Annotated in this window: 16 protein-coding genes and 3 pseudogenes; 15 read left to right on the top strand and 4 right to left on the bottom strand. The window is 64.2% G+C overall.

From position 1 onward, the window contains the following. Nucleotides 1–30: 30 nt before the first annotated feature. The 3 genes from IPF76_RS06595 to IPF76_RS06585 form a co-directional block, all read right to left on the bottom strand. Nucleotides 31–1,275, bottom strand: coding sequence for an MFS transporter (locus IPF76_RS06595; protein ID WP_293841978.1), 1,245 nt, complete (start codon nucleotides 1,273–1,275; stop codon nucleotides 31–33). Between the two features lie 133 nt (nucleotides 1,276–1,408). After that, nucleotides 1,409–3,451, bottom strand: a complete 2,043-nt coding sequence (locus tag IPF76_RS06590; RefSeq protein WP_293841215.1) for an acetoacetate--CoA ligase — start codon at nucleotides 3,449–3,451, stop codon at nucleotides 1,409–1,411. Between the two features lie 117 nt (nucleotides 3,452–3,568). Next, nucleotides 3,569–6,217: a TonB-dependent receptor gene (locus tag IPF76_RS06585; RefSeq protein WP_293841212.1), complete on the bottom strand. Its 2,649-nt coding sequence runs from the start codon at nucleotides 6,215–6,217 to the stop codon at nucleotides 3,569–3,571. 163 nt (nucleotides 6,218–6,380) lie between these two features. Here IPF76_RS06585 and IPF76_RS06580 point away from each other — a divergent pair, with 163 nt between their 5' ends. Then, entirely contained in the window at nucleotides 6,381–7,451 is a 1,071-nt protein-coding gene (locus IPF76_RS06580; RefSeq protein ID WP_293841209.1) for an AraC family transcriptional regulator, read from the top strand. A 167-nt stretch (nucleotides 7,452–7,618) separates the two neighbouring features. On the opposite strand, the gene IPF76_RS06575 is transcribed toward IPF76_RS06580, so the two are convergent. Next, nucleotides 7,619–8,158: a phosphatase PAP2 family protein gene (locus tag IPF76_RS06575; RefSeq protein ID WP_293841206.1), complete on the bottom strand. Its 540-nt coding sequence runs from the start codon at nucleotides 8,156–8,158 to the stop codon at nucleotides 7,619–7,621. 219 nt (nucleotides 8,159–8,377) lie between these two features. Between IPF76_RS06575 and IPF76_RS06570 the strand changes: the two genes are divergently transcribed. The 14 genes and pseudogenes from IPF76_RS06570 (at nucleotide 8,378) to IPF76_RS06505 (ending at nucleotide 16,700) form a co-directional block, all read left to right on the top strand. Further along, nucleotides 8,378–8,929 (top strand): thermostable hemolysin, encoded by a 552-nt coding sequence (locus IPF76_RS06570; RefSeq protein WP_293841203.1) that lies wholly within the window; start codon nucleotides 8,378–8,380, stop codon nucleotides 8,927–8,929. 1 nt (nucleotide 8,930) lies between these two features. Beyond that, nucleotides 8,931–9,245, top strand: a complete 315-nt coding sequence (locus IPF76_RS06565; protein ID WP_293841200.1) for a hypothetical protein — start codon at nucleotides 8,931–8,933, stop codon at nucleotides 9,243–9,245. Nucleotides 9,246–9,251: 6 nt separating this feature from the next. After that, nucleotides 9,252–9,647: pseudogene (locus IPF76_RS06560) on the top strand (AMP-binding protein); the annotation flags it as partial. A gap of 73 nt (nucleotides 9,648–9,720) precedes the next feature. After that, nucleotides 9,721–9,816: pseudogene (locus tag IPF76_RS20715) on the top strand (hypothetical protein); the annotation flags it as partial. 604 nt (nucleotides 9,817–10,420) lie between these two features. After that, nucleotides 10,421–10,675: an iron-containing redox enzyme family protein gene (locus IPF76_RS06550; RefSeq protein ID WP_293841197.1), complete on the top strand. Its 255-nt coding sequence runs from the start codon at nucleotides 10,421–10,423 to the stop codon at nucleotides 10,673–10,675. A gap of 66 nt (nucleotides 10,676–10,741) precedes the next feature. Next, nucleotides 10,742–11,497, top strand: a complete 756-nt coding sequence (locus IPF76_RS06545) for an SDR family NAD(P)-dependent oxidoreductase (protein ID WP_293841194.1) — start codon at nucleotides 10,742–10,744, stop codon at nucleotides 11,495–11,497. Nucleotides 11,498–11,520: 23 nt separating this feature from the next. Continuing rightward, nucleotides 11,521–11,889: a hypothetical protein gene (locus tag IPF76_RS06540; protein WP_293841191.1), complete on the top strand. Its 369-nt coding sequence runs from the start codon at nucleotides 11,521–11,523 to the stop codon at nucleotides 11,887–11,889. Continuing rightward, a pseudogene (locus tag IPF76_RS06535) lies at nucleotides 11,886–12,020 on the top strand (hypothetical protein); the annotation flags it as partial. The gene IPF76_RS06540 and the pseudogene IPF76_RS06535, both read left to right, overlap by 4 nt. Nucleotides 12,021–12,166: 146 nt before the next feature. Next, complete coding sequence (locus IPF76_RS06530; protein ID WP_293841188.1) at nucleotides 12,167–12,781, top strand: methyltransferase domain-containing protein; 615 nt, start codon at nucleotides 12,167–12,169, stop codon at nucleotides 12,779–12,781. After that, entirely contained in the window at nucleotides 12,778–13,104 is a 327-nt protein-coding gene (locus IPF76_RS06525; RefSeq protein WP_293841185.1) for a sigma factor, read from the top strand. The genes IPF76_RS06530 and IPF76_RS06525 overlap by 4 nt, the downstream gene beginning before the upstream one ends. A 110-nt stretch (nucleotides 13,105–13,214) precedes the next feature. Beyond that, nucleotides 13,215–13,394, top strand: coding sequence for a sigma factor-like helix-turn-helix DNA-binding protein (locus tag IPF76_RS06520; protein ID WP_293841182.1), 180 nt, complete (start codon nucleotides 13,215–13,217; stop codon nucleotides 13,392–13,394). 21 nt (nucleotides 13,395–13,415) lie between these two features. Continuing rightward, on the top strand, nucleotides 13,416–14,210 hold the full coding sequence (locus IPF76_RS06515) for a FecR domain-containing protein (RefSeq protein WP_293841179.1): 795 nt from the start codon (nucleotides 13,416–13,418) through the stop codon (nucleotides 14,208–14,210). After that, on the top strand, nucleotides 14,168–14,365 hold the full coding sequence (locus IPF76_RS06510; RefSeq protein ID WP_293841177.1) for a hypothetical protein: 198 nt from the start codon (nucleotides 14,168–14,170) through the stop codon (nucleotides 14,363–14,365). Before IPF76_RS06515 ends, IPF76_RS06510 begins: the two co-directional genes overlap by 43 nt. Next, nucleotides 14,331–16,700: a TonB-dependent receptor gene (locus tag IPF76_RS06505; RefSeq protein WP_293841174.1), complete on the top strand. Its 2,370-nt coding sequence runs from the start codon at nucleotides 14,331–14,333 to the stop codon at nucleotides 16,698–16,700. Before IPF76_RS06510 ends, IPF76_RS06505 begins: the two co-directional genes overlap by 35 nt. The last annotated feature ends 242 nt before the right edge of the window (nucleotides 16,701–16,942 follow it).

The raw sequence follows: 16,942 nt of genomic DNA, 5'->3' as shown, positions 1-16,942 counted from the left end.
AAACTTGTCATCCATCCCTGCTGACCAGCTTCAGCCGTGCGTATCGGCTACACCGCCCGGCGATCGCTTGATCAGCAGGGCAAGCCACAGGAAGAGAAGCGCCGCGACGAGATACATCGGAGCGAGCGCATAGTAAGCCATCCGCAAGGCATGCTCGCCATATTCAGGACGAAAGAAGTCGCTCGCCATGCCGACGAATGTCGGCCCCAGGCCAAGGCCTATCAGGTTCATCACGAGGAGCAGCAAAGCGCCCGAAATGACCCGCGCTCCCGGTGCGACCTCACCCTGGACGAAAGTGACCGTTGCCGGGAGGAAAAAGGAGTTGAGGAACAGCGGCACGCACAGCAAGGCGAGCGCCAACTCCCATCGGTCCGCCGAAGCGAAGCCGAGAAAGAAGGGCAAGGCGAGCACCAGCGAGACCGCCGGAATGCTGGCGTAGGCGGTCTTGTTCGTGGCGCCAAAGCGATCGATGAGCCGTCCGGAAACGAATATACCCGCGCCCATGCCGAGGCCGACGGCCAGCGCATACCAGATCGCGACCTGCTCCAGCGCCATGCCCTTCTCGCGCATCAGGAAAAGCGTCGCGAAATTGCTGAGGCCATAGGTGATGAAATTGGCGGCCCCGCTGGCGAGCGCGGCGACGACCAGGATCTTGTTACTGAAAAAACTTCGGATGGCCTGTCCGAAACTACCGACAGGCTTGGCGGAGTCCGAAGGAAGCGGCGCCGGGTCGAACTGCCCACGCTCGGGTTCGGGAATGAACAGATACACGATCACCGCAGTGACGATGCCGATGACGCCGACGACATAGAATGGAACGCGCCAGTCAAAGGCTGCCGCCAGCGACGCCCCAAACGCGACTCCCAGTGCCGAGCCAATTGGTGGGCCAAGATTGAAGATGCCCATGGCGGTGCCGCGTTGCTCGCGCGGAAAGCTGTCGGAGATGATCGCGTAGGATGGGGGCACGCCGCCCGCTTCGCCCACTCCTACGGCCATGCGCGCGATAACCAGCTGACCGTAATTTCCCGCCATGCCACATGCTGCCGTCGCCGCGCTCCATACGCCGCATGCGATCGAGAGGACTTTCACGCGGTTTGTGCGGTCGGCCAACCAGCCGACGGGGATGGCGATGAAGCAATAGAATAAAGCGAAATAGAATCCGGTAATCCGGCCAAGCTCGCTGTCGGTGATCTGCAGGCTGTCCTGGATTGGCTTGGCAAGGATCGAGACGAGTTGCCGATCGAGGAAGTTCAGCACGTAGACGAAACACAACATGCCGAGCACGAGGCCACGACTGCTCGGTGCTCGCCGATCCGCAACAGCCCGTCGATTCAAAGATCTATTCATCGCCATATGCCCTGCCCTTCCCAGCCAAACACTCGTTCTTCTCGATCCAGTGATCGCCGCGTCACGCTCGCGTCGTCTCTGCGGCAGCCTCGCATCGCCAGAGTCGGGCCTGCTCGATATACCAAGGAAGCACTTCGGGCGTAGCAATCGCATCGGCATTGATAACCTTGGCCGCAGGCCAGCCGGCATACAGCCGCTTGATCGGCAATTCCTGCTTCTTGCCCGACAGCGTGTACGGAATGCCCGGTGCCGCGATGAGGCGATCGGGCACGAACCGAGGCGACAAGCTGCCCCGTATGGCCGATGCGACTGCCGCTTCCATCGACGCGTCGACGCGGTGCCCCTCGGCGGCGACCACGAACAGCAGCAATACGCTGTCGCCGGTTTCGCCTTCGACATCGATCATCATGCTATCCGCGACCCCCGGCAGGCGCTCGACCGCCGAATAGATTTCGGCCGTCCCCATGCGCAACCCGTGCCGGTTGATCGTCGCGTCGCTGCGACCCGAAATCGTACAGCTGCCGTCGACGCCGATCGTCAGCCAATCGCCGTGCCGCCAGATGCCGGGCCAATCGGCGAAATAGGACTCCTGATAGCGACTGCCGTCGTCATCGCCCCAGAAATATAGGGGCATGCTCGGAAACGGACGGGTGCAAACCAGTTCGCCGACTTCGCCGATCACAGGTCGACCCTGCTCGTCCCAGGCCTCGATCGCCGCCCCAAGGTGGCGACATTGCAACCGTCCCGGCGTGTCGGCCAGCTCAGGATTGCCTGCCATGAAGGCGGCGGCGATTTCGGTGCCGCCGCTGACATTGCACCACCAGATATCCGGCCGGCCCAGAGCGGCAAATTGCGCGGTGCCCCAGCGTTGCACGTCTGGAGGAAGCGGCGAGCCGGTGCTGCCGAGCGCGCGAATTTTCTCGAGATTGCCGATTTGGGCGAGGTCCACGCCAGCCTTCTCGCAGCTGGTGAAAAAAGCCGCTCCCGCCCCGAACCAGGTCACGCGGTTACGTGCCGCGAACGCCCATAGCCGGGACCAGTCGGGATCGGTTTTCGGTCCACTCGGCGACCCGTCGAACAGGCAGATTGTGGTACCGCTCAGCAGCCCCCCGACCTGAACATTCCACATCACCCAGCCGGTGGCGCTGTACCAGTGGAAGCGGTCGCCGAAATTGTTCGGGCTGTAGCTGGCCCCCAGATCAAAATGGTGCTGGCCGGCACACGTGGCGAGGATGATCCCGCCATGGCCGTGCACGATCGGCTTGGGAAGGCCGGTGGTGCCGCTCGAATAGAGAATCCAGAGCGGATGGTCGAACGCCAGCCATTCAGGTTCGAACGCATCGACCGCGGCGTCGTCGCGTCCGATTGCCTCGCCAAAAGCGACGGCACCGGGCACGTCGGTATCGCCGAAGCCACTGACAAGGATGAAGAACGCCTCGATACTCGGCAACTGACGCCGAATTTCGGCCACCGCCACGCTGCGGTCCATGGCCTTTCCGGCATAAAATACGCCGTCGACCGCAATCAGCGCCTTGGGCTCGGTCTGGCGCAGCCGGTCGAGCACGGCATTGGTGCCCATATCGGGCGAACACAGCGTCCAGATCGCGCCGAGGCTCGCACACGCCAGCAAGCCGACGACGGCGGCGGGAATGTTGGGAAGATAGGCTGCGACCCGGTCGCCCCGTCCGATCCCGTGTCGGCGCAGTTCGAGCGCCAGCGACGCCGATTGCCGACGCAATTCGGGCCAGCTGAGCTCGGCCGTTTCGCCGCGTTCATTTTCCGCGACGATCGCGGGCTGGCCAGCCGCCTCCGCAAGATCGACGTGGCGAAAGACCTGCTGCGCATAATTAACCTCTGCGCCCGCGAACCAGCGCGCGCCCGGCATGGTCTTTTGGCCGAGCACCGAATCAAACGGCGTCGGCGATTGGAGTTCGAAATAGTCCCAGACACTCTGCCAGAAGGCTTCGAGTTCCGCGACCGACCACGCCCATAACTCCTCATAGTCGCCGAATTGCAGGTTTCGGTTGGCATCCAGCCAATCGGTAAACAGGCGAATCTGCGGGATGGGGCCGGAGACGATCGCGCTGGTGCCGGCATCACTCATCGAACGACAAACCTATCTCAATCAGGTGGGCGGCGGAGGTCGCCGCATCGATTATGCGGTTTGACCAGGGCGCGGAGAGCGGCAAGCGGCGACCTCCACCGAGGCCGCCGCCCCGGATCAGAACGACGTGCGCAGGCTCATCGCCGCATAGCGGCCAATGGCGTTGTAGGATCCGCCAATGCCGTCGGTGCCCGGGAAGAAGGGCGGCGTCGCGTCGAACAGATCGTTGATCTGCATTCCGACTTCCGTCCCCCTGGCAAAGCCGAGATCCGGCAATCTCAACGACAGGCGCAGGTCGACCGTTGTGTACCCCTTGGCCTTGTAGAGGCTCGAGCCGGTCGGCGTTGCGAAGGGCGCGGTGACCCCGCTGCGATGGTTGACGAAGTTGACGAAGGTCACTGGACCCGCCGTGACACCGACGGTCGTGCGCAGGGTCGTCCGCGGAATTCCGGCGTCGAGCGAGTTGCTGACTGCCGAGGTCGGTGACAATTGCGTCCGGTATTTCAGGATATAATTGCCCGCGATGCCGCCGCAGACGGTGCCGAAACCCGCCGTGTGCCGATAGCGCACGTCGAAATCGATGCCGTTGGTCTTTCTAATTCCGAAGTTGCCCTGCCGCAGGTCCAGGATGTTCCCGATCGTCGGCACCGCGGCGAAGGTGTAGAAAAACGGAACGGTGTTCGCGATCGCCGCACTGACCTGCGCCGCGCTCGGGTTGCGCGTAACAAGCGGCGCGAAGGTGGGGTCGGTGAAAATGAGCGCACCGAGCCCCGACGGCGTGCCGATGACATCATCATATTTGATGTCGTAGAAGGTCGCGCCGGCGCTGAATCCGGGGGCAAAGCTGGGCCGGAAATCGGCGCCGAGTGAAAAGGTGCGCGCCTTTTCGGGTTTCAGATTCTGATTGCCGCCGAAGAGCAGGATCGTGTTGACTTGGGTCGCGCCGCGCAGAGGATCGCGCGCGCCGAAGGCATCGACCAGCGCGGCGGCTGCATAGTAGGATCCGACGGTTGAGCCGAGATCGCGCAGCCCCGGCGCCCGGAAGGAACGGCCGTAGCTGCCCAGCAGGTTCAGCCCCTCCACAGGCTCCCAGGTGATGCCGACCTTCGGATTGGTGGTCGAACCGAAATCGCTGTAATGGTCATATCGGCCCGACAGCGACAGCGCGAGGCTGCGGACCATCGGCGCGGCATTTCCCTCGCCGAAAATCGGCACGAACAATTCGCCATATACCGATTTCACGTCACGATCGAGATCCTCGGGAAATCCGACGCCGCCGCTCGATCCGCGCTGCCGATAGGTTTCGCGGCGATATTCGGCGCCGGCGGCGATCTTGAGTTCCCCGCCCGGCAGATCTGCCAGCGGCCCGTCGATCTTGACGGCACCGATCCGGGTGCGCTGCCGGTTGGTGAAATCGGTAGGATTGTTAAGAATGGCGGCGACCACCGCGGGGTTGGTACGAGTGCCGAAGGGATCGAGGGCGGTCGCCACCGTGGTCCCTGCGGCCGCCGCGGCCAAAGCCGTGGTATTGATCCCCGGCTGGAACGTGTCGTTGCGCGACCAATTATAGGTGCCATACAGGCTGGCCTTGAAACTGCCGGGCAATTTGACGTCGATCCCGGCGGTGGCGTTTCCGGTCCGGACCCGGAAGGTCTGATCGAAATGATCGGCGCCGACGAGATTATCGGGACGAAAATCGACGAACTCGAACAGGGCGCCGGTTCCCGGGGGCGCCCGGAAGAATGGATTGGCCGCGGTCAAGAGCACGAAGGTCTGCCCCGGCAGGGCCGCCTGAACGACATCCTCGCGATCCGAATAAAGGAGGTCGCCCCACAAGGTGATGTTCGACGACAGCTCTTGGCGCGCCGAGACGAAGACGCTGTGCGTCCGGTTCTCGGGCACCAGATCGACCGGGCCGCGCGGGTCGCAGGTGTTCAGGCCCGGCGCGAGGCTGGGCGCGGCATAAATCGTCCCGGTGAAGAGGTTGACGTTCGCATTCGGACACACGGCCGAGCGCGTATCGACACCCCCGGCGGCCCGGAAATCGAGCGAGCGGTAGCGGCGGTCGGCGCCCGTGATGTTGCTGTTCTCGGCATATTGGTAGGCCGCGACAAAAGAGCCGCTGCTCCACTCGTGACCGAAGATTCCGCCCGCGTTGAAGGCGTGATAGTCGTCCGCGAAGCCGTATCGGACATTGGCCTCAAACCCCGAGACGCGTTTGCGGGTAATGAAGTTGACCACGCCCGCGACCGCGTCCGAACCGTAGATCGCCGAAGCGCCGTCAGCGACGATCTCGACACGCTCGATCGCGAGTTCGGGAAGGAACGGATAGTCAGGGTTGGTCTGCTGGGTGCTGCCCGAGATCAGCCGGTGGCCGTTCATCAACGGTAAGGTCGCGCTGGGCGGCAAGCCGCGCAGGCCTGGGGCGAAGGAGCCGAGTCCGCCATTGCTCGTGCGCGGCGCGGTGTTGAAACTGTTGAGCTGCGGAACTGTTGCCAGCAATTCGGGCGTGCTGGCCGCGCCAATCAGCTTGGCGTCGTCGCGCGATACGCTGATGAGGCCCGATCCGGTCGGCGGAATGCCGCGAATGCTCGTGCCAGTGACGACGATTTCGCTGTCGGACTCAGTCCCATTGCCTTCGATCTGACTGCCAGTGCTGGCGCTTTGGGCAAAGGCCGCGGGCGGAATGCCCAGCAAGGCTCCTAAGATTGCGGATCCACACAGCGTGCGCGCACGGCTTCCCGCGACAATGGTTCTGATCGACATGATGGTCCTCTTCCCTGCCTGTGATTTATCTTTTTCACGGACGCGTCCGCTGCCGCACTTTGCCGGCTTGATGTCTTTCTTATGGTTTGGCAGACGCATTGGTAAGAGCATCAGCGGACATCACTGTGTCTTTAGCGGACACATATTTTGAAGGGACGCAGCCGTGACCGACGAAGACGATCAGACGGGAGTGGCCGTCCGCAACGCACGGGCCGGCTTCCCCTCGCTCAATCAGCGCATCTTCGCTCCGTTCAAGCTGGCGACGGTCATCGACACTGTGGCGAGCCGCGGCATCATGCCGGAGACAGTCCTTGACCGAACAGGGCTGACGCTCTCCCAGGTTCGCGATCCGCACACGCTTACATCGATCGGGCAATATCTCGTTGCTTGCGACAACATCGTCGCCGCTGGCGCCGAGTTCAGCGATGCCTTTGCGATCGGCTCACGGCTCCATCTGTCGGCTTATGGCATGTATGGCTATGCGCTGATGTGCTCGCCAACGATGCGCGACTTTTTCGATTTCGCGGTGCGATACCAGCCGCTCGCTACCCCCACCGTGCGCCTCGGCTGGCGCGCCGAGGGCGAGATCGCGATATGGCAATTCAACGAAATCTACCGCGACGTCATGAGCAGCGAGGTGCGGACATTTCTCGTCCGTCAGCAGATGAAAATGACATACACCCATATTCGCGATACCGCCGGATCGGACAATCTGCCGGTCCGGGCACTATTCGCGCTGACGCAGGACGCCCACTGCGCAAACGATGAGCGCGAACTGTCCTGCCCTTGCCTGTACGACCAGGAAGCTAACGAACTTCACTACCCGATCGGCATTCTCGAGCAGACGCCGGAGTTGGGAAACCGGCTTACAAGGACGATGCTGGAAGAGACGTGTGATCGTTTGATTGGTCAGTCGCGGATTTCTTCGGGACTGTCCGGCGAGGTCTATCAGCTCCTGCTGCTCGCCCCAAACCACTTTCCATCGATGAAGGGGATTGCTGATCAACTCGGCATGCAGGAGCGAACGCTGCGCCGCCGCCTCGCCGCCGAGGAGACCAGCTATGGCGAGATCGTCGATGACGTGCGCCGCAAGCTCGCCATCGAATATCTGCAGACGACCCGCATGAGTGTGGATGACGTAGCCTGGAAAGTGGGTTTTAGCGATAGCGCTAACCTGCGGCGCGCGATCCGGCGGTGGACAGGCCAGAGGATCAGCGACATCCGAGCGAGGTGAGAATGATGGCCGGTTCCAGCCCTAATTTGTTTACTACCGTCCTTGATCAGTATCGAGCGAACTCGGTCGATCCGTTCCAGTCTGGCTTTGTCCAGGCGAACTCTTCAGCTGCCGAACGCGATCCAGAACGGCGAAAGCCGAGTGCAGCTAAATGCTTTGCAGGCGCCTCAGAACCGCATCGTCATCGCGACACCGCCGCTCTTCGCGTCGCCCCAAGGAAAGACCTGGATGCAATCATTGGCTCTGCGCGTGATCAGAAAACCTGACGCTTCGCCGATCACTACGCCGACGAGCACGTCGTGGACATGGTGCTTGTTCGCCTCGACACGGCTCAGACCGACAAAGGCGGCGACGAGTTGCGCGGGCACGCCGACCTTCCAGCCATAGCGGTTCTGTAACGTCGCGGCGGCGGCAAACGACACCGACGTGTGCCCCGACGGGAAGCTCTCGTTATCGCTGCCGTCGGGGCGGCGTTCGGGGAAGGCTTGCTTGAGCCCATAAGACAGCCCGCCGGCGACGACGACGCTGCCGCCAGCCTGTAATGCGCCATCCCAGTCGCCCTGTACAGCAGGCACGCCGAAGGCCGCAACCACCAGCGCGTCGCGTGCGATCGAGCCTGCATCGTCCCAGCCCTTGTCGCTGGCATGGGCTGGCGCGGCGATCGACAACAGGGTTGCGGCACCGAAGACGGTCAGAAATTTCTGCATGGCAATATCCCTCATTTCGAGGACCAAGGGGGCCCGATACGGCAAGCAAAGCCCCTTGACTGCCGGTCGCGATATTAGCGCGGCCGATTTGCAAAGCAAGGTTTGCCGCGATCGGGCGCAGCGGCGCTCATTCCCCCAGAATATTTTGCCGATCGCATTTTTCCGACTGTGGAGGACGCGGCGCGGCGGCGTCTTCGGTGTGAGTGCAAGGAGATATGCATGCCGCCCCAAGCAGAACTGCAGATGATCGGTCATCGCTATCGCGAAATTTTCGGCGCCAATCTGTCGCCGAACTTTGCCGCCTATATCCGCTGCCGCACCGAGCAGGAATCGACCGCGGCGCTGGGCTACGCCCGCGCCGGGATCGATCCGCTCTTCCTGGAGGCCTATCTCGATCAGCCGGTCGAGGCCCTCGTGAGTGCAGCCTATTCGCGTCCGGTCGCGCGGGCGCAGATCATCGAGATCGGCAATTTCGCCGCGGTGAGCCCGCAGGCGATGATCCTGCTGTGGGGCGCCGCCGCGAACGACCTGTCGACCCTTGGTGAGATTGCCGTCGCCACGCTAACGCGACCGCTGCGGCAGATGTTCCAGCGCATCGGCGTGCCGATCGTCGAGATCGCCGAGGCCCGCCGCGACCGTCTTGGCCCGGCAGCCACCGATTGGGGCGGCTATTTCGACCAGGATCCCCGCATCTGCATCGGCGTCATTTCGGAGGGCCAAGAGGCCATCAACGCCTTTCTCCACCGCCGATTTCGCCGCGAGGTCGCCTGACATGCCGTTGTTTGAAGCCATTGCCGCCCATGCCTCCGCCAATCCCCAGCGCATCGCGCTCGATGCGCTCGATGCTGCTCCCGTGACCTACGAGGCCTTGTGGGCCGCCCTGACCGAGCGATCGTTCGCGCTGGCAGCGCGGTACGAGATCGGCCGTGCCGTGGCGCTGCAAAGCGATCATGGAACCGAGACGTCGATCGTCGAGCTCGCGCTGCTCCGTGCCGAGATCCCGGTGATGTCGTTGCCGGCCTTTTTCACGCGCGAGCAGGCGCGCCACGCCATCGCCCTATGCGGCGCCGAACCCGACCCGATATAAAGCCCCTTGGGAACGGCCCGGTCCCGCAGGTCCGCGCCCGTCCTGCTTCCACGCGGGACGGCGCGGATTACCTTTACCTCGGGATCGACGGGCACGCCCAAAGGCATCTGCCTTTCGTCCGATCATATGGTTACGGTTGCGCAATCGGTGGTCGAGGCTGTGGGCGCCGAGCATGCCGGGCGGCATCTCGCGCTCTTGCCGCCAGGCATTCTTCTGGAGACCGTGGCAGGTTTCTTCCCGACCCTGCTCGCGGGCGGCTGCTATGTCTGTCCGCCGCAGGCGGTGATCGGGCTCGCCGACCCTTTCCAACCCGATTTCGCCAAGGCGACGAAGATTATCGCCGAACAGCGCATCACCTCGCTGATCCTTGTTCCCGAATATCTCGAGGGCTTGGTTCGCGTCATGGAGACGACGGGCCTGCGCTTGCCGCTCCTGACGCTGATCGCGGTCGGCGGCGCGCGGACATCGATCCTTGATGGACCGCGCCCGCCGGCTCGGCCTGCCCGTCCGGCAGGGCTATGGCCTGACCGAATGTGCCTCGGTCGTCTCGCTGCAGGACGCGGGAGACGACGATCCGTCTTCGGTCGGCCGCTGCCTGCCGCATATGGTCGCACGGATCGCCGACGATGGCGAAATCATTCTCGACGGTCCGATCTGCCTCGGCGCGGTGGGCGGTGAAGCGCCAGCATCGCCGCTTCACACCGGCGATATTGGTTCTGTCGACAGCGAAGGCCGACTGCATATCGAAGGGCGCAAATCGAACCTGATCATCACCAGCTTCGGTCGCAATATTTCGCCTGAATGGGTCGAGGCCGCACTGATCGAGCAACCCGAAATCACGCAGGCGATGGTTTATGGCGACGGGCTTCCGGCCCCGGCTGCGCTGCTCGTTCCGAGCCATCCCGACGCCGATCTGGCCGCGGCGGTTGCCAAAGCGAATGATAAACTGCCCGCATATGCCCGAATAGGCGCATGGCGCGAGGCCGCGCATTTTACGCCGGTGAACGGGCTATTGACAGGCAATGGCCGCCTCCGCCGCGATGCGATCCGTTCCGCCTATCTGGACCGTCCGCCCCTTTTCTTCACCGAGCTAGAGGCACGCACCGTCCGCGAACGGCTGCGCTTCCTGATGGTCTCGCAATCGCAGGCACGAGCCGGCACCCGCGACGGAAGCGATGGTCGATCATGCCTACGCCCGGATCGCGAGCGGCAATGCGATGGCCTTCTTCGGCATGGTCTATGTGCTGGAAAGCGTCAGCGTCGCCTTCGCGACGCGCGGCGCTTCGGCGGTCGCCAAGAATCTCGGCCTCCCACCGCAGGCGTTCACCTATCTGACCTCGCACGGCGCACTCGACCAGGAGCATATGGCCTTCTTTGCCAGGGCTGGTGAACGGCCTCGACGATCCTGCGGGACCATGATGCCATCCTGACGATGGCACAGGAGATATTCGGCCTATTTGGCGGCATCTTCGCCGCAATCGAACTGGAGCCCGCGCATGCGTTCGCTTGAAGGCAAACGCGTCGCGATCACCGGCGCAGCGGGCGGCCTCGGCACGCCAGTTGCCCGCTTGCTCGCTGCGGCGGGCGCGCAAACGATCGGCATCGACCGTATCGAAAGCGTCGCATGCGACGCGAATATCGTCACCGACCTGGCGGACGACGCGGCGCTCGCGGCGCTTACCGACCGGCTCGCAAACGACCCGCCCGACATCCTGGTCAACATCGCGGGCATTCAACGCTTTGGCTTGCACGAGAGCCAGCCGGTCGAGGCGCTCGCGCTGTGCTACCGCGTCAATCTGCTCGTCCCGGCGGTGCTGGCGCGCGCGGTGGCGGGACCGATGCGGCGGCGCGGCCATGGCCAGATCGTCAACATCGGATCGGTGCTCGGTTCCATCCCCTATCCGTGGTTTGCTGCCTATTCGAGCAGTAAGGCCGGCCTCGCCGCGCTCAGTCAGGGATTGCGGCGCGAACTCGGCGGCACCGGCGTGACCGTGACCCACATCAATCCGCGCGCCGCGCGCACGCCCTTCAACAATGCCGACGTCAACCGCTTTCTCGAAATCACGGGGATGAAGGCCGACGCACCCGACTGGGTGGCCGAGCGTATTGTCGCGGCGATTCTGGCCAAGCGCGCGACGGTCAGCATCGGCCTGATCGAACGCGTCTATGCGGCGCTCAACGCCGTGTCCCCCGCGCTGATCGACTCCGGCCTCGCGCCGCAGATCAAGCGCGCCCGCGCTGAATTTTCCTGATGAAGACAATGGAGTAAAAAGCGATGAAGATACGAATGACACTGACCGCCGCGTTCGCGGCCATGGTTATCGCCACGATGCCGGTCGCTGTCCTCGCCGGTGTTACCGAGGACGTCAAATCGATCAACGATGGCTGGGCGCATATCGTCTATGAAGTGCGCGGATCGAGCACGCAGACCAAAGCGCTCGATGCGCTTGCGAAACAGGCCGCACAGATCGTCGCGCGCAATCCGGGCAAGGCCGAACCGCTGTTGTGGCAGGGATCGTCACCAGCGAACAGGCCAACCGCGCGAACTTCCTGCACAAGCTCGGGCTCGCCACCAAGGCGCGCGATATCATCGCCCGCGCCTATGCGATCAATCCGCGCGCCGCGAATGGCGGCGCCGCGATGAGCCTGGGCGTCCTCTATTTCAAGGTGCCCGGATCGCCAATTGGTTTCGGGGACGATGACAAGGCACGCAAGCTGCTCAAGGAAGCGCTGGCGCTCGACCCCGGCGGCCTCGACGCCAATTATTTCTACGGCGATTTCCTGCTCGATCAGGGCGATGCAAAGGGCGCGCGCTCGTTCCTGCAAAAGGCACTCACGCACCGCATGATGCGACCCGCCCGGTGTGGGACGCCGGCCGCCGCCGCGAGGTACAGGCGCTGCTCGCCAAGGCCAAATAAGATATGGCATTGGCAACCGCTTTTGCCGGACAGCTCGCCCGGCCGCACGGCGCGGCCGGGCGGTTCGTTGGCCTTGCTATGGACCTGGCGAACCGCAAGCCGACCCGCCTCGCGCTCGATCTGCTCGATCCGCGCGCGGGCGAGAAAATCCTCGACGTCGGGTGCGGCACGGGCGCGGCGCTCGCGGCGTTACGCCAGCGCGCCAACGCAAAAGTGATCGGGATCGATCCGTCCGATCTCATGGCGCGCATGGCGGCGGCGCGGCTCGCTGGCGCCGGTACTGTGCATCGCGCCAGCCTGGAAACGATGGACTTTCCCGAGGCAAGCTTCGACGCCGCACTGCTCCTCAACATGCTCTATTTCTGCGACGCGGACGGGATCGCGCTCGCACGCCTGCGCCGGATCCTCAAACCCGGCGGGCGGGTCGTTGCCTATGTCACCCACCGCGACGCGATGCGTAGCTGGTCGTTCACTCGCGCCGGGTTCCACCGACTCTATGACGAAAGCGCGCTGTTCGACATTTTCGTTGCGGCGGGATTTGCGCGAGAGGGCATTTCGGTGCAAGCGAAACCGATCACAAAGTCAGTAACGGGGCTCTTCGCCATTGCGACCCGATGAGTTTCGGCGCGGCGCCCCCGGTCGGGAGACATTTTGCCGCAATGGAGCCGACCGCCGGTCTCGCATCGCTGTTCGACCAGCATCGCGGCGAATTGCTGCGATTCCTGCGCGCGCGGTGCGGCAACGCCGACGACACCGACGACTGCCTGCAGGAATTGTGGCTGAAAGCCGCCAATGACCCGAGCGGTCCGATCGCCAATGGCCGCGCTTATCTGTTTCGCATGGCGAACAATCTTTGCTCGATCGGCGCCGCGGTCAATATCGCGCGATGCAGCGCGATCGGCGCTGGCTTTCGAGGGGTGACGGCGAGGCCGTGGCAGTGACTTGCGCGCCGATCCCGACCTTCCGGCCGACGAAAATTTGGCGCGACAGCAGGAAGCCGATCTTCTGGCGCAGGCGATCGCGGCGCTGCCCCCCAGGAGCGCAGCGTGCCTTGCGCCTGCACCGCTTCGACGGCCACGGCCAGGCCGAGGTTGCTGCCATCATGGGTATCAGCCGCAGCGGGGTGGAGAAACATCTCGCGCTTGCGATGAAACATTTGCGCGATGCGCTGGCCGACTGCGGATTTTTCGACGCCGCGGCGTTACAATGGCAGGGCACCAGACGCGGCTAGGCCGCGACCGGATGAAAAATTATGAATGGGGAACTGGACAAGATTGTCGCCGAAGCCGCCGCATGGCATGCCGCAAGCGACACCGACGACATGGATTGGGACGGCCTGACACTGTGGCTGGAGTCCGATCCGCGTCATTCGCTTGTCTATGATCAGATGATGCTGACGGGCGCCGTCGTCGACGCGCATCGCGATACGTTGGCACCGCTGATCGCGATCCCCGCCAATGACGCAGAACCCGCGCCAGTGGCGGCCCGCCGTCCGTCATGGCTTCACTGGGGCGGCGGCGCGGTTGCGGCAGCTTTGGTCGCGACTTTGCTCGTGCCGCGCCTCGCCGAACCCGACCCCGCTATCTACGTCACCGGAACGACGATGCGCTCGATCGCGCTCGACGATGGGTCGCGGATCGAACTCGCGCCCAAAAGCCGGCTCGAAGTGTCGGGGCGCCACCAGGACCGTTTCGCGTTGGCCGGCGGGGCGCGGGTCGATATTCGTCACGATCGCGGCCGCAAAATAGCGATCACCGCCGACGGCCTGACGATCAGCGACATCGGCACGCGCTTCGACGTCCAGACCGCCGCCGGCGGCGTGCGTGTCGCGGTGGCCGACGGCTGGGTGAAGGTGTCCGGCGCGCGCCTCTCACGCAGCATCGAACTGGGCAAAGGCAGCAGTCTGCAGGTCGATGGCAGGACGCATGTCGCGCGCGTTCGCGCCGTGCCAGGCGAACAGATTGAGCTTGGCGCAGCGGGCGCCTCAGTTACGACGGCGCCCCATTGGCGCTGGTCGCGGCCGACCTGTCCCGCTATGCGGGCGTGAAGGTCGTGGTCGCCGACACCGTCGCCGCCCGGCAGTTTTCGGGGACGTTGGTCATTGGCGATGGGCAGGCTGCGCTTCGCGATCTTTCGCGGCTCATGGGCCTTCGGCTTGACCGCCGCGATGACGGCTATCGCCTGGAATTGCCCGCCCGCTGACGCGCGCGAACCCGCACGCCAGACGATCGACATTCCCGCCACCACCTTGCCGCGGGCGATCGGCGAACTGTCGCGCGAAGCGGGGGTATCGATCGGTATGGACGGGCTGCTGCCTAATCTGCGCACGCCCGCGATTCACGGCCGCCTGACCGTCGATCAGGCACTTGCGCGCCTGCTGGCGGGCACCGCCTATATCGCGCGCCGCGTCGGCGACAATGCGTGGCGGATCGAGAGCCGGCCTGCTGCGAGCGCCGCACCGCCGACAGTTGTTGATAACAAGCCGCGAAATATGGACGATCCCGGGACAATCATCGTCACGGCGACCAAGCGCGAGGCTCCGCTCGCCAATCTGCCTCTGGCGGTGTCGGTCTACATACCATCGGCGTCTGACGCGATGGACCCGGCGTCGGATACCGCACGCGTCGCATCGGCGGTGGACGGGTTCTCTGCGACCGGCCTGGGACCCGGCGGAACCGCATGTTCCTGCGAGGTATCGCCGACAGCCCGTTTAATGGCGAAAGCCAATCGACCGTGGCCATCGTCCTCGATGGCTCACGCTCACCTATTCGGCGCCCGATCCCGATCTTCGGCTTGTCGACGTCGAGCGCGTCGAGGTGATCAAGGGCCGCAAGGATCGCTCTACGGGACCGGCGCGCTCGGCGGTACCTATCATATCGTCACCCGGCGCCCCGATACCGAAAGCTTCGCGGCCAGCATGACCGGCGGCGCCACTCTAGTATCGGGCGGCGGAACCGGATTGTCGGGATCGGCGATCGTCAATCTGCCTCTCGTCCGGGGAACGGCGGCGCTGCGGCTGGTCGGCTACCGCACCGACGAACCGGGGTGGATCGACACTGGATCACGCCGAAACGCCAACCGCACGCGCGTCGAGGGCGCCCGCGCGGCGCTTGGCGTCGAGCTCGGCGACCGCTGGCGGCTCGACCTGTCAGGACTCGTCCAGTTTCTGGGGTCGCGCGACAGCCAATATGTCTATGCCCCCGGTGCGCGCGCGCGCGCTGGCCAGCGCCCCGAACCGCACGACAATGACCTCAGCCATATGGCCGCGCGCCTGACGCGCGACGGCGATGTGGCCGTCGAGCTGGTCAGCGGAATGACCTGGCACGAGGTCGACGACAGACTGGATGCGACGATCGGCGCGAGCCAGTTCGGACTCGCAAACCCGCTCATCCTCAGCGACGATCGGCAATATCGTGTGCTCGATAACGAGCTGCGCGTCAGCAGCGACCGCGGACCGATCCGCTGGCTCGTCGGCCTGTCGCATGTCCAAGCCAGACAGGAATTCGTCGTCTCGCTGGCGTCCGACAATGCGGAGCTGCTCATCGACGATGATCGGCGGACGACGAGCGACCTCGCGCTGTTCGGCGATGTCGGCTTCGCGCTCGCACCGACGGTCAGCCTCGAGGTTGGCGGCCGCGCGTTCCACACCCGCGTCTCGGAGTCGCGACTCGCGCCTTTGAGGGAGGAATATCAACGCGTCAGACGGACCGGCTTTACGCCGAGCGCCGCGCTGTCCTGGCGTCCGCGCAGCGATACGCTGATCTACCTGCGCTACGGTTCTGCCGTCCGGCAAGGCGGGTCGGACATCAATTCGGTGGGGCAGTTGGAATTGCTCAAGGGCGACGAACTGCAAACGCTCGAGGCGGGATGGCGAGAGCAGCTGGGCGGCGGGCAACTTGATGCCGGCGTCTGGTACAGCCGCTGGGACCATATCCAGTCCGACCTGCTCGAAAGCGACGGACTGATCGAAACCCGCAATGCCGGCGAGGGTCGCATCTTCGGCGCCGACGCGAGCCTGTCGCTGCCGCTCACCGGCGGATGGAAACTCGATAGCGGTGCCAGCCTTGTCTCGGCGCGCCTTGTCCGCAACGATCTTGGCATCGCGCTCGATGACCGGCGCCTGCCCGTCATTCCGTCCTATGTCGTCCGAGCCGCCCTCAGCCACGACTTCGAGATCGGCAGCGCTGCAGCCTCGTTGGCGCTGCGCCTGCGTTACATCGGGCCGTCGCGGCTCAGCTTCGACCCGCTGGTCGACCGACCGATGGGGAAACTCATCGAAGGCGGGCTCGAAGCGCATTTGGCGCTGGACAGCTTCAATTTAACCGCGAGCGTCGAAAATCTGTTCGGCGAGGACGAGGATAGTTTTGCGTTCGGCAATTCACTCCGGTTTGCGACGATGCGGCAATATATTCCGATGGCCCCGCGGCAGGTCAGCGTGGCGCTTTCAGCGATTTTCGCGTGGGGGGCCCCTCTCGCCACCGCGCCGTCTCGGGCGTGGCGCCTCGTGGAAACGCGTGATGTGCTCGAACGCCAATGACGCCATTTTCCCGCAGAGCGAAGCCCGATGTCCTGGCCTGTGTCTGGTGGCGCCCGCTCTGACGAGGAGCAAAAAAAGCGCACAAAGCTTGTCCAGGAAATTATCGGCCGAAGCTCGTTGAAAAGGTGACCGAGCAAAGGAAACGCGCGTCTGGAGCACGTACCGCCACCTTTAGCAATTGCCTGGACATACGTGGCGGAACCCGGTCACTCGCCCAGTTGACTGTACGGGCGCGTGCCTAT

This window comes from Sphingopyxis sp., from assembly GCF_016704835.1.
GTDB lineage: Bacteria > Pseudomonadota > Alphaproteobacteria > Sphingomonadales > Sphingomonadaceae > Sphingopyxis.
The sequence above is the reverse complement of the archived record's forward strand: the minus strand, read 5'-3'. Positions and strand labels throughout refer to the sequence as shown.

What these genes read in the sequence shown, in the direction of transcription:
- IPF76_RS06575 (WP_293841206.1), bottom strand. Translation starts at nt 8,158, where the DNA reads ATGCAGAAATTTCTGACCGTCTTCGGTGCCGCAACCCTGTTGTCGATC.
- IPF76_RS06595 (WP_293841978.1), bottom strand. Translation starts at nt 1,275, where the DNA reads ATGTTGTGTTTCGTCTACGTGCTGAACTTCCTCGATCGGCAACTCGTC.
- IPF76_RS06585 (WP_293841212.1), bottom strand. Translation starts at nt 6,217, where the DNA reads ATGTCGATCAGAACCATTGTCGCGGGAAGCCGTGCGCGCACGCTGTGT.
- IPF76_RS06540 (WP_293841191.1), top strand. Translation starts at nt 11,521, where the DNA reads ATGAAGATACGAATGACACTGACCGCCGCGTTCGCGGCCATGGTTATC.
- IPF76_RS06550 (WP_293841197.1), top strand. Translation starts at nt 10,421, where the DNA reads ATGGTCGATCATGCCTACGCCCGGATCGCGAGCGGCAATGCGATGGCC.
- IPF76_RS06545 (WP_293841194.1), top strand. Translation starts at nt 10,742, where the DNA reads ATGCGTTCGCTTGAAGGCAAACGCGTCGCGATCACCGGCGCAGCGGGC.
- IPF76_RS06525 (WP_293841185.1), top strand. Translation starts at nt 12,778, where the DNA reads ATGAGTTTCGGCGCGGCGCCCCCGGTCGGGAGACATTTTGCCGCAATG.
- IPF76_RS06570 (WP_293841203.1), top strand. Translation starts at nt 8,378, where the DNA reads ATGCCGCCCCAAGCAGAACTGCAGATGATCGGTCATCGCTATCGCGAA.
- IPF76_RS06565 (WP_293841200.1), top strand. Translation starts at nt 8,931, where the DNA reads ATGCCGTTGTTTGAAGCCATTGCCGCCCATGCCTCCGCCAATCCCCAG.
- IPF76_RS06530 (WP_293841188.1), top strand. Translation starts at nt 12,167, where the DNA reads ATGGCATTGGCAACCGCTTTTGCCGGACAGCTCGCCCGGCCGCACGGC.
- IPF76_RS06590 (WP_293841215.1), bottom strand. Translation starts at nt 3,451, where the DNA reads ATGAGTGATGCCGGCACCAGCGCGATCGTCTCCGGCCCCATCCCGCAG.
- IPF76_RS06515 (WP_293841179.1), top strand. Translation starts at nt 13,416, where the DNA reads ATGAATGGGGAACTGGACAAGATTGTCGCCGAAGCCGCCGCATGGCAT.
- IPF76_RS06505 (WP_293841174.1), top strand. Translation starts at nt 14,331, where the DNA reads ATGACGGCTATCGCCTGGAATTGCCCGCCCGCTGACGCGCGCGAACCC.